The 18858-nt window shown below is 40.9% G+C and carries 19 protein-coding genes and 1 pseudogene; 13 read left to right on the top strand and 7 right to left on the bottom strand.

Going from position 1 to position 18858, the window contains the following annotated elements; all coding sequences use genetic code 11:
• Nucleotides 1-299: 299 nt before the first annotated feature.
• From P375_RS03035 to rppH, 4 genes and pseudogenes are all read right to left on the bottom strand, one after another.
• Nucleotides 300-1151 (bottom strand): thymidylate synthase, encoded by an 852-nt coding sequence (locus P375_RS03035; protein WP_039134186.1) that lies wholly within the window; start codon nucleotides 1149-1151, stop codon nucleotides 300-302.
• Nucleotides 1135-1950, bottom strand: a complete 816-nt coding sequence (gene lgt / locus P375_RS03030) for a prolipoprotein diacylglyceryl transferase (RefSeq protein WP_039134183.1) — start codon at nucleotides 1948-1950, stop codon at nucleotides 1135-1137. Before lgt ends, P375_RS03035 begins: the two co-directional genes overlap by 17 nt.
• A gap of 7 nt (nucleotides 1951-1957) precedes the next feature.
• A complete protein-coding gene (locus tag P375_RS03025) occupies nucleotides 1958-2746 on the bottom strand; it encodes a sulfite exporter TauE/SafE family protein (RefSeq protein ID WP_039134181.1) in 789 nt (262 codons plus the stop codon).
• Nucleotides 2747-2882: 136 nt separating this feature from the next.
• Nucleotides 2883-3351 (bottom strand): annotated as a pseudogene (rppH, locus tag P375_RS03020) (RNA pyrophosphohydrolase); the annotation flags it as partial.
• Between the two features lie 185 nt (nucleotides 3352-3536).
• Here rppH and P375_RS03015 point away from each other — a divergent pair.
• From P375_RS03015 to P375_RS02975, 9 genes are all read left to right on the top strand, one after another.
• Nucleotides 3537-4265, top strand: coding sequence for a SanA/YdcF family protein (locus tag P375_RS03015; RefSeq protein WP_039134179.1), 729 nt, complete (start codon nucleotides 3537-3539; stop codon nucleotides 4263-4265).
• A 96-nt stretch (nucleotides 4266-4361) separates the two neighbouring features.
• The gene (gene rsxA, locus P375_RS03010; protein ID WP_039134177.1) at nucleotides 4362-4943 is read left to right on the top strand and encodes an electron transport complex subunit RsxA; all 582 of its coding nucleotides are present in this window, start codon (nucleotides 4362-4364) and stop codon (nucleotides 4941-4943) included.
• Nucleotides 4943-5551, top strand: coding sequence for an electron transport complex subunit RsxB (rsxB, locus tag P375_RS03005; protein WP_039134175.1), 609 nt, complete (start codon nucleotides 4943-4945; stop codon nucleotides 5549-5551). Before rsxA ends, rsxB begins: the two co-directional genes overlap by 1 nt.
• Before the next feature lie 10 nt (nucleotides 5552-5561).
• A complete protein-coding gene (gene rsxC, locus P375_RS03000; RefSeq protein WP_039134173.1) occupies nucleotides 5562-7883 on the top strand; it encodes an electron transport complex subunit RsxC in 2322 nt (773 codons plus the stop codon).
• Complete coding sequence (gene rsxD / locus P375_RS02995) at nucleotides 7876-8946, top strand: electron transport complex subunit RsxD (RefSeq protein ID WP_039134170.1); 1071 nt, start codon at nucleotides 7876-7878, stop codon at nucleotides 8944-8946. Before rsxC ends, rsxD begins: the two co-directional genes overlap by 8 nt.
• Before the next feature lie 9 nt (nucleotides 8947-8955).
• Complete coding sequence (rsxG, locus tag P375_RS02990; protein ID WP_039134168.1) at nucleotides 8956-9588, top strand: electron transport complex subunit RsxG; 633 nt, start codon at nucleotides 8956-8958, stop codon at nucleotides 9586-9588.
• Nucleotides 9589-9603: 15 nt separating this feature from the next.
• Complete coding sequence (locus P375_RS02985; RefSeq protein WP_039134164.1) at nucleotides 9604-10281, top strand: electron transport complex subunit E; 678 nt, start codon at nucleotides 9604-9606, stop codon at nucleotides 10279-10281.
• Complete coding sequence (nth, locus tag P375_RS02980; protein WP_013746510.1) at nucleotides 10281-10916, top strand: endonuclease III; 636 nt, start codon at nucleotides 10281-10283, stop codon at nucleotides 10914-10916. The genes P375_RS02985 and nth overlap by 1 nt, the downstream gene beginning before the upstream one ends.
• A gap of 17 nt (nucleotides 10917-10933) precedes the next feature.
• Entirely contained in the window at nucleotides 10934-12298 is a 1365-nt protein-coding gene (locus P375_RS02975) for a sodium-dependent transporter (protein ID WP_039081718.1), read from the top strand.
• On the opposite strand, the gene priC is transcribed toward P375_RS02975, so the two are convergent.
• Nucleotides 12290-12859: a primosomal replication protein PriC gene (gene priC, locus P375_RS02970; protein WP_018345570.1), complete on the bottom strand. Its 570-nt coding sequence runs from the start codon at nucleotides 12857-12859 to the stop codon at nucleotides 12290-12292. The genes P375_RS02975 and priC overlap by 9 nt on opposite strands.
• Before the next feature lie 60 nt (nucleotides 12860-12919).
• Nucleotides 12920-14647 (bottom strand): arginine--tRNA ligase, encoded by a 1728-nt coding sequence (gene argS / locus P375_RS02965; protein ID WP_039134161.1) that lies wholly within the window; start codon nucleotides 14645-14647, stop codon nucleotides 12920-12922.
• A gap of 100 nt (nucleotides 14648-14747) precedes the next feature.
• On the opposite strand from argS, the gene P375_RS02960 reads away from it, so the two are divergent.
• From P375_RS02960 to ndk, 4 genes are all read left to right on the top strand, one after another.
• Nucleotides 14748-15326 carry a VOC family protein gene (locus tag P375_RS02960; RefSeq protein ID WP_039134158.1) on the top strand — a complete coding sequence of 193 codons (579 nt, stop codon included), beginning with the start codon at nucleotides 14748-14750 and terminating at the stop codon, nucleotides 15324-15326.
• 9 nt (nucleotides 15327-15335) lie between these two features.
• Nucleotides 15336-15806: a glycine zipper 2TM domain-containing protein gene (locus P375_RS02955; RefSeq protein ID WP_039083910.1), complete on the top strand. Its 471-nt coding sequence runs from the start codon at nucleotides 15336-15338 to the stop codon at nucleotides 15804-15806.
• A 166-nt stretch (nucleotides 15807-15972) separates the two neighbouring features.
• A complete protein-coding gene (pepB, locus tag P375_RS02950) occupies nucleotides 15973-17274 on the top strand; it encodes an aminopeptidase PepB (protein WP_039134155.1) in 1302 nt (433 codons plus the stop codon).
• Nucleotides 17275-17283: 9 nt separating this feature from the next.
• Nucleotides 17284-17703 (top strand): nucleoside-diphosphate kinase, encoded by a 420-nt coding sequence (gene ndk / locus P375_RS02945; protein ID WP_039134152.1) that lies wholly within the window; start codon nucleotides 17284-17286, stop codon nucleotides 17701-17703.
• Nucleotides 17704-17763: 60 nt separating this feature from the next.
• On the opposite strand, the gene ychF is transcribed toward ndk, so the two are convergent.
• Nucleotides 17764-18855, bottom strand: coding sequence for a redox-regulated ATPase YchF (ychF, locus tag P375_RS02940; RefSeq protein WP_039134149.1), 1092 nt, complete (start codon nucleotides 18853-18855; stop codon nucleotides 17764-17766).
• Between the last annotated feature and the right edge of the window lie 3 nt (nucleotides 18856-18858).

Genomic DNA, 18858 nt, shown 5'->3' with positions numbered 1-18858 from the left:
ATATTTATAAATGCACTTTGAGATTAATTTAACGGGCGGAAATTCTAACACAAGCAGTCAATAGGTGGTATTTTTATCTGAATACGAATTATACCTCTTTGGTAGTAATTTTCGGTATAAAATAAGATTAAATGAATTTTAATTCATTGATATATAAGTTCTTTTTGATATATTAGTAACACACTTTTTTTTGATCTACCGCAAAATAGCACCAATGCTGGATCTTTTTATGAAGTTACTTAAATAACCAAGATAGCACTGCTTAAAACCTGGGATATACAGTGCTATCTTTTATTCAACTAAACAGAAAACGGATATTTAATTGCCGGATGACACTGATAATTATGCACTTTGAAATCATCTAACGTAACCCAAGTTTCCAAATCCTCCAATGTCTTAATATCAGGATTAATCTCTAACTGTGGTAAAGGGTAAGGTTCTCGCTTTAATTGCTCATCACGCATTAATGCCAGTTGATCCTCATAAATATGTGCATTGATAATCTTATGAAACGCTTTTCCAGGTTTATGTCCGGTAATTTGTGCCATTAATGCTAAAAAAACAAACACTTGAATTTGATTAAAAGTCAAACCGAGTGGCACATCACAAGAACGTTGATAACTAGTTAAATATAGAGTATCCCCCAATAGGGAAAATGTATGTGTGTGCATACAAGGACGCAAACAGCCTTGCTCAATCTCGCCCGGATTATAAAACGTTAAAATTTCACCTCGATCATCAATCCCTTTGGTTAAATCACTAACTATTTTACGCAACTGATCGATAGTTTCTCCATTTGGTTTACGCCAAGAACGCCCCTGAACACCGTAAACTCTCCCCATATCATCTTCACCTTTACGATACGGATTAGCAAGCCACGCCGCATTTTCATTAGCATTCGCATCCCAAGTTTTTGTTCCCAATTTACGGAAATCCGCAGCATTGTCATAACCACGAATATAGCCTAATAACTCAGCAATAGCCGCTTTCCAGAAACTCTTTCGAGTGGTAATCAGCGGGAATTCATTATCAGCAACATTGTAAGTTAATGAGGCATCAATCACGGTCAAACAACGTTTTCCGGTTCTTTGATTTTCTACCCAAACGCCTTCATCAATAATACGCTGGCAAAGATCAAGATACTGTTTCATTGTTTTTCCCCTTACGCTGATATGCAAACCAAATAATTAAAAGCCCAATAATAATCATTGGTGTCGAAAGAATCTGCCCCATTGAAATTTCGTGTCCAAAATAAAGCCCTAACTGAGGATCCGGCTCTCTAAAAAATTCAACAATAAAACGGAATACACCATAGCAGAACAAGAACAAACCTGAAACTGCGCCGGTTGGACGAGGTTTACGAATAAACAGATTTAAAATAATAAACAACACCACGCCTTCCAAAAAGGCTTCATATAGTTGTGACGGATGTCGTGGTAAATAGCCACCGCTCGGAAACAACACCGCCCAAGAAACATCCGTTACTCTACCCCATAATTCATCGTTAATAAAATTACCAATTCTTCCCATTCCTAAACCAAATGGAATGAGTGGAGCAATAAAATCAGCTACCGCAAAGAATTGCCGTTTTTGTGCTCTAGCTGTCAACCACATCGCAACGATCACACCAATTAAACCGCCGTGAAATGACATTCCACCTTCCCATACACGAATCAGATAAAGCGGATCCTGTAAAAAAAGATCAAATTGATAAAATAGCACGTACCCAATACGCCCACCCAAAAATACACCTAAAAATCCATTGAAAAGCAAATTATCAAACTGCTCGGCACTCCAGCCGCTGTTAGGGCGTTTTACTCGACGCATTCCCAACCAGCGCGCAAATAAAAAACCGATCAAATACATCAAGCCGTACCAACGCAGCGCAATCGGTCCGACAGCAAAAATGACAGGATCAAATTGAGGATAGGTAAAAAATTCGCTATTCATAACCACTCTATTTAATAAACATATCTATCGCAATGGCAATCAACATCAACGCAAAATAACGTTTTAAGGTAGGAATCGGCAATTTGGTTGTTGTTGTCGCACCCAATTTTGAAGTAAAGAATGAGGTCGCGGTAATGCCGACCACCGCCGGTAAATAGACGTAACCCAAAGAGTAATCCGGCATATCGGCATTCCAGCCGCCAATAATAAAACTTAACATACCGGACAAACCAAGCAGCATTCCACAGAAAGCGGACGACCCAATCGCTTTTTTCATATCGATGCCACGAGAATTTAAAAACGGCACAATAAAACCGCCGCCCCCAATTCCGGCAGCACTGGAAGCGATACCAATCAATATTCCACCAACTACCGAAGCCGTTTTAGTCAATGTTTTCACTGCCTGTTTTGGCTTAATCGACAACGCCATTTTCAATGCAAGATAGACGACTAAACAGGCAAAAATTTTACTGGCAATCGCTTTATCCAGTTTGCCAATAAACAGCCCTGAAATAAATGTAGTTACCATAATGACAGGTGCCAAAATTTTCACGGCATCCCAAACAATATTGCCCAATTTATGGTGGCGTTGTGCGGAAGAAAAACCGGTAACGACAATGGTGGCGAACGAAGTGCCCAACGCTGATGACATCAATAAATTATCCGGAATGCCTGCCATCGGTAATAAATAGACCAGCACCGGCACAATAATTAACCCCCCGCCGATGCCGAATAACCCGGCGAGAAATCCGACAAGCGCACCGACCACTAAACAGATAAGAAAAAATGTGAGCATTGCTAACCCCTTGTTTTGTTAAACAAACGTTTTGGATATTTAGCGGAAGAAGAGCGTTTATTATTGGCGTAAGTACGCTTATTTTGAACGTTCTGATAATTTACCGGAGATGAAACAGCTTCATCTTCTCTTTGGCTAAATAAGACCGTTGAGAATTCTTTCATAATTTTGCGATAAACATCCCGTTTGAATGACACCACCTGTCTGACCGGATACCAGAAACTGACCCAGCGCCAACCGTCAAACTCCGGCGATGAGCCAACATTCATATTAATATTCTTTTCCGAGCTGACGAGTTGTAACAGAAACCAACGCTGTTTCTGCCCGATACAAACCGGACGTGAATCGTGGCGGATAAGACGTTTAGGTAATTTATAACGCAACCAGTGTTTTGAACTATAAATAATTTTGACATCGTTGGCGGTTAAGCCGACCTCTTCATAGAGCTCACGATACATCGCTTGTTCCGGCGTCTCTTTTGGATTAATGCCACCTTGAGGAAATTGCCACGAATTTTGATTATATCGCTTCGCCCAAAAGACCTGTCCCTTTTGGTTACAAATAACAATACCGACGTTAGGACGATAACCGTCGAAATCGATCACTATCGACAACCTTAAACTTACATTCAGATAAAAAAGATAACGTTGATTGTTTCATACTATCGTTTTTTTCTCAAGTTTCCGATTCGGCTCCATACACAAAATCACGCATTATCACAGATCTCATTCTGCTTTTATGATAGTATAAAATCTATCACTGATAATTGAAGCAAAAAGAGTTTAAGCAAATGAGCAAATCACACGCATTACAGACATTGATACATAATGTGTTTGCTTACTGCAAACGTGTCGCCGCTACACACTACAAAAAATGCCTTATGTTTATACTCTCACTGCTTTCACTTACTATCGTATTGTTGGTTACCGTTGATGTTGGCATCAGCTGGTGGGTAAAAGATCGTATCTATCGCAATATTGATCTTCTGCCTTATCGACCTTATGGATTGGTGCTGGGAACTTCAAAATATTTTAAAAACAATACGTTAAATCTATTTTATTATAATCGCCTATCCGCTGCTGAATCATTAATTAAACACCATAAAGTCAATTATCTGTTGCTCAGCGGTGATAATAGAACGCTCCAATACAATGAACCACAAAGAATGTTTAAAGATTTATTAAAAATGGGGGTACCGTCACAAACTATGTTTTTTGACTATGCCGGCTTTCGCACGCTTGATTCAGTTGTTCGTGCTGATAAAGTTTTCAAAGCACAATCTTTAACCATTATCACCCAGCGTTTCCATTGTGAACGAGCCTTATTTATTGCCAAACATTATGATATTGATGCTATTTGCTATGAGGCGGATAATCCAGAAGGCTATACTTGGGTGCGTTTTCGTGAATTTTTTGCCCGTGTGCAAGCAGTTTTAGATATTATGCTCGGTAAACAGCCCTATTTTTTAGGCAAACCAGAACCGCTACCGCCACCAATTTTGCCGCCCCCTGAAAAGTAATTCTTACGATAAAAATCGAACAAATACTCGCTTTTGGCTATTGTTCTTGCCTCAAGAAAACACGATAATAGCCCTCTTATTTTTAGCGATAGATCAATGATGAGTTATATTCTTTTAATTATCAGTACTGCATTAATCAACAATTTTGTGTTAGTCAAATTCTTAGGTTTATGCCCATTTATGGGAGTTTCCAAAAAAGTGGATACTGCTGTTGGAATGGGGCTAGCAACAACTTTTGTTTTAACTGTTGCTTCATTAGTTGCCTATTTGGTTGATCACTATATTTTGTTACCATTAAACGCTATCTATTTACGCACATTAGTCTTTATTTTAGTGATTGCCGTTGTCGTGCAATTTACAGAAATGGTTATTAATAAAACTAGCCCTACACTTTATCGCTTACTCGGTATCTTTTTACCGTTAATCACCACCAACTGTGCTGTGCTTGGTGTTGCTTTATTAAACGTTAATTTAGCACATAATTTTATCCAATCTGTTATTTACGGTTTTGGTGCTGCACTTGGTTTTTCTTTAGTACTGGTGCTGTTTGCTGCTATTCGTGAACGGATTGAAGCTGCCGATGTACCTTTTCCGTTTCGTGGTGCATCGATTGCTTTAATCACCGCCGGATTAATGTCTGTCGCCTTTATGGGTTTTAGTGGATTAGTGAGAGTCTGATGTCTTGGTTATTATCTCTATCCCCTTATATGTGGATTTTAATCAGTATTGCATTACTTGCTTTAATTTTCGGAGCCATTTTAGGTTTTTCCTCGATTAAACTGAAAGTAGAAGCTGACCCAATTGTGGACAAAATTGATGCTTTATTACCACAAAGCCAGTGTGGACAATGTGGTTATCCGGGTTGTCGACCTTATGCAGAAGCGATTGCCAATGGCGATATCATCACTAAATGCGTTCCCGGCGGACAACCTTTAGTCGAAAAATTGGCAGATTTACTCGGTGTGGATGCACCGCAAGGCGTATTTGAAGAAGAACCTGTGCCTAAAGTTGCTTTTATCCACGAAGAAATGTGTATTGGATGCACAAAATGTATTCAAGCTTGCCCAGTTGATGCCATTATCGGTGCTAATAAAGCATTACACACTGTTATTCCTGAGCTATGTACCGGTTGTGAATTATGCGTTGCTCCTTGTCCGACTGATTGTATTACGATGGAAAAAGTCAAACCTTCCCTCGATTCTTGGAACTGGAAATATGATCAAAAATTAATTATCCCTGTCGTGCAGGTACAACCGCAAAATGAGCCGGAGCAAGTAAAATCATAGGAAAGTTAAGATGTTAGATGATGTATTAATCAGAATAAATAAAAATCGATTATGGGATTTTCCCGGCGGGATTCATCCACCGGAAATGAAACAGCAATCGAATGGCACTAGACTTTCCCGATTAAAACTACCTAACACTTACTACATTGCATTGAAACAGCACTCCGGTAAAGCTGGTCAGCTCTTAGTTCAAGTTGGCGATTATGTACTAAAAGGGCAAGCCTTAACTCAAGGCGATGATTATCGCACGTTACCCGTACACGCTCCCACTTCCGGCACCATTACCGCTATCGGCGATTATGCTTCTTCACATCCGTCCGGCTTACCAGAAACGACTATCACTTTACAAGCCGATGGCAGAGATCAGTGGCATGAACGCCAACCTATCGAAGATTTTCTTACTGTACCGCCTGAACAATTGTTACAAAAAATCTATCAAGCCGGCATTGCCGGTTTAGGCGGTGCCGCGTTTCCGACTGCCTCTAAAATCGCCAGTGCAGAAAATAAAGTTAAATTATTGATTATTAACGGCGCAGAGTGTGAACCTTATATTACCTGTGATGATCGCTTAATGCGTGATCGCAGTCTTGATATTCTCGAAGGCATTCGGATTCTACGTTATATTTTACGACCACAAAAAGTGGTGTTGGCAATCGAAGATAATAAAACGGAAGCTATTGAGGCTATGCAACAAGCCTTATCCGGTGCTAACGATATTGAAATTCGCGTGATTCCAACCAAATACCCTTCCGGTGCGGCGAAACAATTAATTCAGGTTTTAACTGGTCTGGAAGTGCCGAATAATGGGCGCTCTTCACAAATTGGCGTGCTAATGAACAATGTTGCTACTGCATTTGCGGTAAAAAAAGCGATTATTGATGATGAACCATTGATTGAACGTGTAGTAACTCTAACTGGTGATAAAATTCCTCAACCTCGTAATGTGTGGGCAAGAATCGGGACACCGATTTACCACCTGTTACAACAAGCCGGTTATCAATATGATGATCGTTTCCCTATATTTATGGGCGGACCGATGATGGGATTTATTTTACCAAATCTCAACTCACCGGTAACCAAAGTGACTAACTGCCTAATTGCGCCGGATCATTTTGAATATCAGCCACCACCGCAAGAGCGTAATTGTATTCGTTGTTCTTCCTGTTCCGATCACTGTCCAATTAAATTGATGCCACAGCAACTCTATTGGTTTGCGCGCAGCGAAGATCACGAAAAATCAGAACAGTACAACCTAAAAGATTGTATTGAGTGTGGCGTTTGTGCCTATGTCTGCCCGAGCAATATTCCACTTATCCAGTATTTTCGCCAAGAAAAAGCCAAAATTGCAGAATTGAAATTAAAAGCAAAACTAGCGGAAGAGGCGAAAGTCCGTTTTGAAGCTAAACAAGCTCGAATGGAACGAGAAAAACAGGAACGAGATCGCCGAACTCAACTAGCGGCGGAAGCTCGTCGAGCAGAGATGGCAAAACAACAAGGCATTGACCCTGTGCAAGCTGCATTGGAACGTGTTCGTCAAAAACAGGCAACCAATGCAATACCACAAATCAAAACTATCATTAACGATAAAGGTGAAATATTGCCTGATAACAGCGATATTATGGCAGCTCGTAAAGCTCGCCGTTTAGCCAAACAGGCACAAACACAAACCGTTCAACTGACAGAGTTGGAAACAACGGATAAAGAGAATAAACAAGCCGCTATCGCCGCCGCCATTGCCAGAGCTAAAGCGAAAAAAGCGCAGCAAACGGAAAACAACAATAGTGCTGCCGAATCTTCAGTAACAGCTGAAAGCAGCGCAGATACCGATGCGCGTAAAGCCGCTATCGCTGCTGCCATTGCCAGAGCTAAAGCGAAAAAAGCGCAGCAAGCGGAAAACAGCAATAATGCTGTTGAATCTTCTTCAGCAGCAACTGAAAGCAGCGCAGATACCGATCCACGTAAAGCCGCTATCGCCGCCGCCATTGCCAGAGCTAAAGCGAAAAAAGCGCAGCAAGCGGAAAACAACAATAGTGCTACCGAATCTTCTTCAGTGGCAACTGAAAGCAGCGCGGATACCGATCCACGTAAAGCAGCTATTGCCGCTGCTATCGCCAGAGCTAAAGCGAAAAAAGCACAAACGCTTGCGGAAGCAGAAAAAGTCATTTTAATAACAACAGACGAAACATTAGATCAGCAACAAAGTCCTAGTGCTGATCATCATTCCATTGATAATCATCAGCATACAGATCCTAGAAAAGCGGCAATTGCAGCAGCAATAGCCAGAGCAAAGGCAAAAAAAGTAGCAAGAGAAGGAAATCAAGATAATGTTTAGAATGGCAAGTTCCCCTCACGTACATTCCCATAGTTTGACCGCCAAAGTGATGTTGTGGGTAATTGCAGCAATGATTCCGGCAATTATGGTGCAAATCTACTACTTTGGTTTCGGCACCTTAATTCAGCTGTTATTAGCGGTGATTTTTGCGGTTTTACTGGAGTGGATCGTAACCAGATTGCGCGCTAAGAAAAATTTTGCCGATTTATCGGATATGAGCGTGATCTTGACTGCCATTATTTTGGCAGTTGCCATTCCGCCTTATGCACCTTATTGGATCATTCTGCTCGGTATTTTTTGTGCTGTTATTTTAGGCAAACAGGTTTATGGCGGACTTGGGCAAAACCCTTTCAATCCGGCAATGGTAGGATATGCTATTTTGTTGGTGTCGTTTCCGGCACAGATGACCGCTTGGGCATTGCCGAATCATTTATTACTTGAACCGACCGGCTTTAAAGATGCTTATTTACTGATATTTCAAGGTGTTACCAGTGACGGTTACAGCTTACATCAACTGACCTCTACCATTGACGGTATTACTCAAGCAACCCCATTGGATAGCGTCAAAACCGGAATAAAAAATCATCTCACTTTGGGGCATATTGCAGATTCACCCATTTTCCAACACGATAATTGGCAAGATAGCCTCGCTATCACGATGGGAATCGGTTGGTGGCAACTTAATCTTGCCTTCCTTGTCGGCGGTCTTTTCCTAATTTGGAAAAAAGTGATTCACTGGCAAATTCCTGTCGCAATGTTGCTGACATTAACCATTTTTGCTACTGCAACTTGGCTGATTGCGCCGCAAACTTATCCATCACCGTTATGGCAACTCTTTTCCGGCGCAACAATGTTCGGTGCCTTTTTTATTGCTACCGATCCGGTAACGGCATCTATTACGCCAAAAGGAAAATTATTATTCGGTAGCTTGGTCGGGCTGTTACTTTACATTATCCGTTTCTACGGCGGTTATCCGGACGGGGTGGCATTTGCTGTTTTATTAAGCAACATTTGTGTCCCGTTAATCGATCATTACACTCGTCCCCGTCTTTATGGCCGCTAAGGAGAAAAAATGGCAACGCTAAAACGTACAACCATTAACTATGCTTTAATCTTAGCCTTTGTTGCTTTGGTTTGCACTTTAATCACATTGGCAATGTACTCATTAACACAAGATAAAATTCAACGAGTAATGGAAAATCAACAGAAACAACTTTTATCTGAAGTGCTACCACCAAATTTTGCTGATAATGATCTGTTAAAATCGTGCTACATTCCAAATAATAACAAGCAGTTAGCCGATATTTCTAAACTTTATTTGGCAAAAAAACAGAATAAAACCGTTGCTTATCTGTTTGAAACCACCGCACCGGATGGTTACTCAGGTAATATTCGTATTTTGGTGGCAGTAACACCAGAACGTGAAGTGTTAGGAGTCCGTGTCTTGGAACATCACGAAACACCTGGATTGGGTGATAAGATCGAAACACGGCTTTCCGACTGGATCTTAGCCTTCAGCAATAAACAATTTAATCTTAATGAGTTAGACAAATGGGCAGTAAAAAAAGATGGTGGTGAATTTGATCAATTTGCCGGCGCAACTATTACTCCACGAGCGGTTGTTAATGCAGTGAAAAAAGGGTTACTGCAATTACTCTCTCAACCATTTGCATTTAACCCTGAAGATTACAATCGTTGCAATTAAGTAAAGAGGTGTTGAATGAATCATAGTACTTCAGAAGTAACTACTCACACTGATAGCGCCAATTCCGTTTGGAAAACTTTGTTTATTCAAGGTGTATGGAAGAATAACGCCGCATTAGTACAATTATTAGGATTGTGTCCATTATTGGCAGTGTCCAATTCTGTTGCTAATGCGTTAGGGCTTGGTTTAGCAACAATGCTAGTGTTGATTTGTACTAACAGTATGGTTTCGCTATGTCGGCATCTTATTCCGAAAGCCATCCGCATTCCGATTTATGTGATGATTATTGCCTCAACTGTGACCATCGTCCAGTTGGCAATGAATGCCTATACTTATTCGCTTTATCAATCATTAGGGATTTTTATTCCACTCATTGTTACCAACTGTATCGTCATCGGTCGAGCCGAAGCCTATGCCTCAAAAAACAGTTTATGGCACGCAATGTTCGACGGTTTCTCAATGGGATTGGGAATGACGCTAAGTTTGGTCGTATTAGGCGCATTACGTGAAGCGATCGGTAGCGGCACGCTGTTCAGCGGTATGGAACAGCTATTCGGTGAATCGGCAAAGGCACTGAAAATCACTCTATTTCACGCCGACAGCCATTTTTTACTTGCGATTTTGCCGCCCGGCGCTTTCCTTGGCTTAGGAACACTGTTAGCACTAAAAAACATTATTGAACGGAACAAATAATGAACCAACAAAAAAGAATAGAAATTCTCACTCGTTTGCGTGATGCTAATCCGCACCCTACCACCGAATTAAAATATCATTCGGTTTTTGAGCTGCTGATTGCCGTTATTTTATCGGCACAAGCGACTGACGTTGGCGTAAACAAAGCCACTGCAAAATTATTTCCGATCGCGAATACACCGCAGGCAATTCTTGATTTAGGTGTAGATGGTTTAAAAAATTATATAAAAACTATCGGTTTATATAATAGTAAAGCTGAAAATATTATAAAAACTTGTCGAGTGTTAATTGAAAAGTATAATGGCGAGGTTCCGGAATCACGTGAAGCATTGGAATCTTTGCCGGGCGTTGGGCGTAAAACCGCAAATGTGGTGTTGAATACTGCTTTTGGTTGGCCAACGATTGCCGTTGACACCCATATTTTTCGTGTCGCCAATCGTACCGGTTTCGCACCTGGGAAAGATGTGCTCGCCGTTGAAAAAAAATTATTAAAAGTCGTTCCGGATGAATTTAAAGTCGATGTTCACCATTGGCTTATTTTGCACGGACGCTACACCTGTATCGCTCGTAAACCTCGTTGCGGTGCCTGTTTGATTGAAGATCTGTGTGAATTTAAAGATAAAACCGAATATTAAAAACTATTGGAGATAATATGACTACTCACACAGAAAGACAGACTTGGTCAAGCCGACTGACTTATGTTTTAACCGTAGCCGGTGCAACTGTCGGTTTCGGCGCTACTTGGCGTTTCCCCTATTTAGTCGGTGAAAATGGTGGCGGTGCTTATGTATTACTGTTCTGCATCGCAATGATTGTGATCGGCATTCCAATGATTCTGGTTGAAAATGTTATCGGTCGCCGGATTCGCGTTAATGCTATCGACGCTTTCAGCGGCAATATCCATCATAAACCTATCCCTCGCTATTGGAAACTTGTCGGTTATCTCAGCGTGCTCGGTGCGTTTTGTATTATGGCGTACTATATGGTGCTTGGCGGTTGGGTGATTAATTATATTGTCAGTTTGCTCAGTGGCGCTTTGGACATCAGCGCACCGATTACTGCCGACACCACGAAAAATTTCTTCCAAGCTACCATTATGGATAATCCGGCAATGATTAGCCTGTACACTTTTCTGTTTGTCTTGGTTAACTATGTGATTCTGGTGAAAGGGGTGATTGACGGCATTGAAAAATCGGTGAAATATTTGATGCCGCTGTTATTTATCTTTTTAATCTGTATGGTGATTCGTAATGTTACGCTGCCGGGTGCTTGGCAAGGCATTGTGTTCTATCTCAAACCTGATTTCTCTAAGATCACGCCACAGCTTTTCGTTTTTGTCTTGGGGCAAGTCTTTTTCGCTTTAAGTTTAGGTTTCGGCGTTATCGTTACGCTCTCCAGTTATCTGAAAAAAGGAGAAAATCTGGTACAAACTGCGGTGATTACCGGCTGCGTCAATACCATTATTGCGGTCTTGGCTGGCTTTATGATTTTCCCATCACTGTTCACTTTCGGTATCGCGCCAAATTCGGGACCAACCTTAGTATTCCAAAGTTTACCAATCGTGTTTTCTCATATGTGGGCAGGTAAGTTTTTTGCCGTGATCTTCTTTAGTTTATTACTGATTGCTGCATTAACTACTTCTCTTACCATTTATGAAGTTTTAATTACCGCCTTGCAGGAAAAAACGAAAATTAATCGCCGTTTAGCGATTCTCTTCGTTCTCGGCGCGATCTTCCTTCTCGGCAATGTGCCATCAATTTTAAGTTACGGTCCTTGGCACGACGTTCATTTCTTCGGCAAAAATATTTTTGATGCGTTTGATTTTGTCAGCGGCAATATTCTCTTTATGCTCACCGCACTATTCTGTGCTGTTTTTGTCGGTTTTGTAATGAAAGATGAAGCTAAACGAGAATTGAGATTAGGTGAAAATTCTAAATTGGCACAATGGTGGTTCAGCTATGTTAAATATATCGTGCCACTTGTCATTATTGTAATCTTTATCAGTAACTTAATTTAATTCGTTTTTGGCTTGAGAAGCCTTAAATTCTAGGTATTCTTCCAATTGTTCAATGGCGGCAAGACAACGTTGTCGCCGTTGTTGCAATAGTGCAAGCTGTTGCTGAAAGAGAGGTTTCTGCTCTCTCGGCGCTAGTTGTTGCTGTTGTTCCAAATCAGCAATGCGATCATTAAAACGCGTTAAAAATTCATAATATTTATGAATTCTCTCCTCTGCCGGTAATTGAAAAACATCATACTGTTTTTTCTCTGTTTTTTGTGGCTGAGCTGCTGCCGTTTCCGCTTTTTTCGCTGATCTTTCGGTGCGTTGCAAAGCCTCCAACAACACTCGGAACTGAATACTGATTTGCTCCGCCAAATAAGCAACCACCTCAACCTTATCTAAGGTTGCTAAGCGAGCGATATTTTGTTCAATTTGCGCAATGTAGTAGCGTAACGGCTGTCCCGATTCTGCAAAAACGGTACGTTCAAACTGCTGCTTAATAATCTGCTCACCGTCATAACGGTAGAAAAGCTGTAATTGTTGCTGTAATTGAGAGATGAGTTGTTGCTGATTTGTCATAATAGGATAAGGATAAGCACAAGATCCGGTGCGGCATTATCACCGCACCGATAACGGAAATTACATTTTTTCAACAGTTTTAATGCCTAACAGATCCAATCCCTGTTTTAACACTTTCGCCGTTAATGCGGCCAATTTCAAACGACTTTGTTTGACCTCTTCCGCTTGATTTAAGATTGGGCAATGTTCATAGAAGGAAGAAAATGCCCCTGCTAAATCATAAAGATAAGCGCATAAAACGTGAGGCGTACCCTCTTTCACTACGGTGTTAATCGCTTCTTCAAATTTCAATAAAGTTAACGCTAACTGACGTTCTTTATCATCCTTAATTTGAATTTCGCCTGCCAACTGCTGAAAATCAATGCCACTATTGGCAAAAATAGAACGGATACGCGTGTAAGCATACTGAATATAAGGTGCGGTATTGCCTTCAAACGTCAACATATTATCCCAATCAAACACATAATCAGTCGTGCGGTTTTTGGATAAGTCAGCATATTTCACCGCACCGATACCAACGACTTCCGCCACTTGATGCTGTTCTTCAGCGCTTAAATTGGTTGATTTCTCGCTAATCAATTTTTCTGCACGCTCTACCGCTTCATCCAACAGATCCGCCAATTTCACTGTGCCGCCGGTACGCGTTTTGAACGGCTTATTATCTTTACCCAACATCATTCCGAAATTGAAATGATCCCAAGTTACGCTTTCCGGCACATATCCTGCTTTACGCACAATTAACCAAACCTGTTGTAAATGTTGGCTTTGACGACTATCGGTAAAATAGAGAATACGGTCGGCGTGCAAAGTTTCATAACGATATTTTGCACAGGCGATATCGGTAGTCGCATAAAGATAACCGCCATCCTTCTTCTGAATAATAACGCCTAGCGGATCACCCTCTTTATTTTTAAACTCATTTAAAAACACCACTACTGCGCCATCATCTTTCACCGCTAATCCTTTTGCTTCCAAATCGGCAACAATGCCCGGCAACATTGGGTTATAAAGGCTTTCTCCCATAACATCCTTATCGGTAAGCGTCACATTTAGGCGATCGTAATTGCGTTGATTCTGTTTCATCGTAATATCAACCAACTTGCGCCACATCTTACGACAATATTCATCACCGCCTTGCAACTTCACCACATAACCACGAGCTTTTTCGGCAAAAACCTCATCTTCATCGTAATGTTTTTTTGCTTCACGATAGAATGCTTCCAAATCGCTTAATTCCATATCGGATGCATTTTCATTCTGCATTTTTTCCAAATAGGCAATCAACATCCCGAATTGTGTGCCCCAATCGCCCACGTGATTGGCGCGAATAACATTATGTCCGACAAACTCCAACGTACGCACTACCGCATCACCGATAATGGTTGAACGTAAATGCCCGACGTGCATCTCTTTTGCCACATTCGGCGCTGAATAATCCGCCACAATAGTTTGCGCTTTGACCGGCGAAATTAAAAAATGGTGATCCGCCAACATTTTATTGGTTTGTGTCGCCAACCAAGCAGGATTAAGAAAAATATTGATAAATCCCGGTCCGGCAATTTCCACTTTTTCAATCATTTCACCAAGATCAAGATTTTCCACCACTTTTTGTGCCAAATCACGCGGCGGCATTGCCAATTTCTTTGCTGCCGCCATCACGCCGTTTGCTTGATAATCGCCAAACTGCGCTTTGCTTGACGGACGAACCAAAGCTTCACTTTGCTGATCCGCACCGGCGGCAATCATTGCTTGTTTAATTTTTTCAGATAGAATGGTTTGAATATTCACAAATATATGCCTTATTGAATTTAAACGATAAATTTAAACCCGTAATGATACTAGGCTTTCCATTATCAGAAAAGTATAAAAAACAAAATACCCTCGCATTATGACTGAAGCAAAATTACTACAACAATTTCCTGAATTATCAGCTCAATTAATTGAAGCCGAAAAACTATTTGCGCAAATTCTCGCATTGACACAGCTGGATCGACTACATCTTGCTATCGATCATATTGCATTACGTGTCAATGATCTTGATACCGCTACCCGTTGGCAACAGGCACTTGCCGCTGATGCGGAACTGTTAAGCGACAATCAGATCAACGGTCGTCCGATTTACCTTTATCAACTGCCACAGCCGTTATTCATCCTAAATCAAGCGGTAAATATCGTTGAATTACCGTTTCCAAACCAAAAAAGGTATCCGCAACAAGGTTGGGAACATATTGAATTGGTTCTGCCCTTTTTAAAGAATGAATCAGTTGAGCAGTGGTTTCATCGTGCAGAAAATAAGCTTAAGATCGAATCCCACAGAATTATTTTGAAAAAAAGCTGTCATAAAGCAGATGGCGAAGGTTTACCAAATCCGGCACTTGCCATAAAATTAATGGATGAAAATAATTTTACAACAATCAAACTGCATCCTTTTTCAATTAAAGAAATCGTGATGTCAGAGCAGATATAGGAGAAAAATATGAAAAAGATCACTTTAGTTGCGAGTCTATTAGCGGCAGTTACATTAGCCGGCTGCTCCAATTCCGATCTCTACAGCGGCAGTGTATATAGCGGCGGACAAGCAAAAGAAGCCAGAGCTGTAAGTTACGGACGCATTGTTTCGGTACGTCCGGTCACCATTCAAGGTGAAAGCAATTCTCAAGGCGTTATCGGTACTGTCGGCGGCGGTGCTTTAGGTGGTATTGTCGGTTCAACTGTCGGTGGCGGTAAAGGTCAAGCTATTGCTACCGCTGTCGGTGCTATCGCCGGTGCGGTTGTTGGTAATAAAATTGAACAAAAATTAGATCAAACCAGCGGTGTTGAACTTGTGATCCAAAAAGAAGACGGACAACGTATTGCGGTAGTACAAAAAGCCGATCCTAGTTTTGTACCGGGTGCGAGAGTACAAATTGTCGGCAGCGGCGGTTCTCTAAACGTTTCCGTACTTTAATCCCTTTATCAGCGAATTACTGAGGTAATTCGCTTTTTTTCTATTTAAGGCAAATAACGATGTTTCAATTCACAGAACAACACCAACAGCGTTGCTCTCTGAATTCAAATTAAAAACACTCTATCCGCCGTCAATGGCGGAATTTAAAACCATTTAGGAGTTTTTGATGACTATGAAAATTCAATTATCCTCACAGCCGGCAGCTGAAGTTTGGGGAGAAAAGGCATTAATCTCATTTCAAAACGATCAAACCATTATTCACTTCACTGAAAAACAGAACATTAATGATATACAAAAAGCAGCTCGTAAATTACGTAACCAAAATTTCAAAGAGGTAGAATTAATTGGCGATAACTGGCAATTAGAACATTGCTGGGCATTCTATCAAGGATTTTATACTGCAAAACAAAACTTCTCTATTGAATTTCCTTGTTTAGCTGAAGATGATGAAGCGGAGCTTTATGAACGTATTCGTTGTAGCGATTTTATTCGTGAAATCATCAATTTACCTGCAGAAATCATCACTCCAACTGAATTGGCAAGCAGAGCAGCAAAATTTATTAGTGAACAAGCAGATAATTATGCCGTAAAAGGTTGTGTTAGTTATCACATTATTAGTCGTGAAGAACTGAAAGAACGTGGTTACAATGGTATTTGGGAAGTTGGTAAAGGTTCTCATAATAAACCGGCGATGCTGCAATTAGATTTCAATCCTAGCGGTAACCCTGATGAACCGGTGTTCGCTTGTTTGATCGGTAAAGGGATTACATTCGATTCCGGCGGTTACAGCATTAAACCGAGCAACAGTATGGACTCTATGCGTTCGGATATGGGCGGTGCAGCACTATTAACCGGCGCACTCGGTTTTGCTATTGCGCGTGGATTAACAAAACGAGTAAAACTTTACTTATGCTGTGCTGAAAATTTAGTAAGCAGTAAAGCTTTCAAATTAGGTGATATCATCAAATATCGCAATGGAGTTACTGTTGAAGTCTTAAATACCGATGCTGAGGGACGCTTAGTGTTAGCTGATGGTTTGATTGAAGCTTCTGCACAAAAACCGGATATTATTATTGATTGCGCAACCTTGACTGGTGCTGCCAAAATAGCTGTCGGCAATGACTATCACTCCGTACTCTCAATGGATGAACAGTTAGTTTCTGCACTTTTCAATTCAGCTAAAGAAGAAAACGAACCATTCTGGCGTTTGCCATTTGAGCCGTTTCATCGAGATCAAATCAGTTCATCTTTTGCCGATATTTCCAATACGGCGAGCGTAAATACTCCGGCCGGGGCAAGCACTGCAACCGCATTTTTGTCGCACTTTGTTGAAAATTATCAACAAAACTGGTTACATATCGACTGTTCCGCGACTTTCCGTAAAGCAGCAAGCCCATTATGGTCGGTCGGCGCAACCGGAATCGGAATGAAAACTTTAGCTAACTTATTAATTTCATTTGAAAAATAGGAAATCTTTATGGCATTAGAACGTACACTCGCAATCATTAAACCGGATATTATCGAACGCCACTTAATCGGAGCGATTATTTCGCGTTTGGAGCAGGCTCAATTTTCCATTGTGGCAATGAAAATGGTTCATCTAAATCAACAGCAAGCCGCCGGTTTCTATGCTGAACACGAAGGCAAGCCGTTTTTTGCAAATTTAATTGCCTTTATGACCTCTACGCCGGTAGTCGTTCTAGTGCTGGAAAAAGAGAATGCCATTGCGGACTATCGTGCCTTAATGGGGACAACCAATCCGGCTGAAGCCAATATGGGTACGCTACGCCGTGATTTTGCTTTAGATGGCAGTCGCAACAGCGTTCACGGCTCAGATTCCAGCCAATCAGCAGAAAGAGAAATTGCCTATTTCTTTACTTCAAATGAACTGTTTTAACCATAAAAAATGCGTGAGCTGTAGCTCACGCATTCTGTTCATTTAAATATATTCCAAGCGTTACACATTAAATCTAAAGTGCATTACATCGCCGTCCTGAACGATATAATCTTTTCCTTCCAAACGCCATTTGCCGGCTTCTTTCGCCCCATTTTCACCTTTATACTGCACGAAATCATCATAACTGATCACTTCTGCACGAATAAAGCCGCGTTCAAAATCGGTGTGAATCACTGCCGCTGCTTTTGGTGCGGTGGCACCGACTGATACTGTCCAAGCACGCACTTCTTTAACACCGGCAGTAAAATAAGTTTGTAAATTCAATAACTTATAACCAGCACGAATCACACGGTTTAATCCTGGCTCTTCTAAACCAAGTTCTTGTAGGAATTCAATTTTTTCATCATCCTCCAATTCAGCAATTTCTGCTTCAATCGCTGCACAAACTGGTACGACTACTGCCCCTTCTTTTTCAGCAATTTCACGCACACGATCAAGATAAGGATTATTTTCAAAGCCATCTTCATTGACATTAGCAATATACATAGTTGGCTTTAGGGTTAAAAAATTATAACTTTTAATCGCTTGTAACTCTTCCGCATCCAAGCCGATAGAACGTAACATCCCTGCATTTTCCAGCACCGGTAAACATTTTTCCATCACCGATAACTCAAATTTTGCCTCTTTATCACCGCCTTTGGCACGTTTTTGCAAACGCAAAATCGCCTTTTCACAACTTTCTAAATCTGCCAATGCCAATTCAGTATTAATGACTTCAATATCATCTGCCGGATCAATTTTTCCTGAAACGTGTACAATATCATTGTTTTCAAAACAACGTACAACGTGTCCAATCGCATCGGTTTCTCGAATATTGGCTAAAAATTTATTACCTAAACCTTCCCCGTTAGAAGCACCTTTCACCAAACCAGCAATATCAACAAATTCCATAGTTGTCGGCAATATGCGCTGTGGATTCACAATTTTTGCCAATTCATCCAAACGAGGATCTGGCATTGGTACCACACCGGTATTCGGTTCAATTGTACAAAACGGATAGTTTGCCGCTTCAATTCCTGCTTTAGTCAATGCATTAAATAATGTTGATTTACCTACATTTGGTAACCCAACAATTCCACACTTAAATCCCATAAT

It is taken from the genome of Gallibacterium genomosp. 2, assembly GCF_000771895.1.
Taxonomy (GTDB): domain Bacteria; phylum Pseudomonadota; class Gammaproteobacteria; order Enterobacterales; family Pasteurellaceae; genus Gallibacterium.
This window is presented reverse-complemented; position numbering and strand designations above follow the sequence as displayed.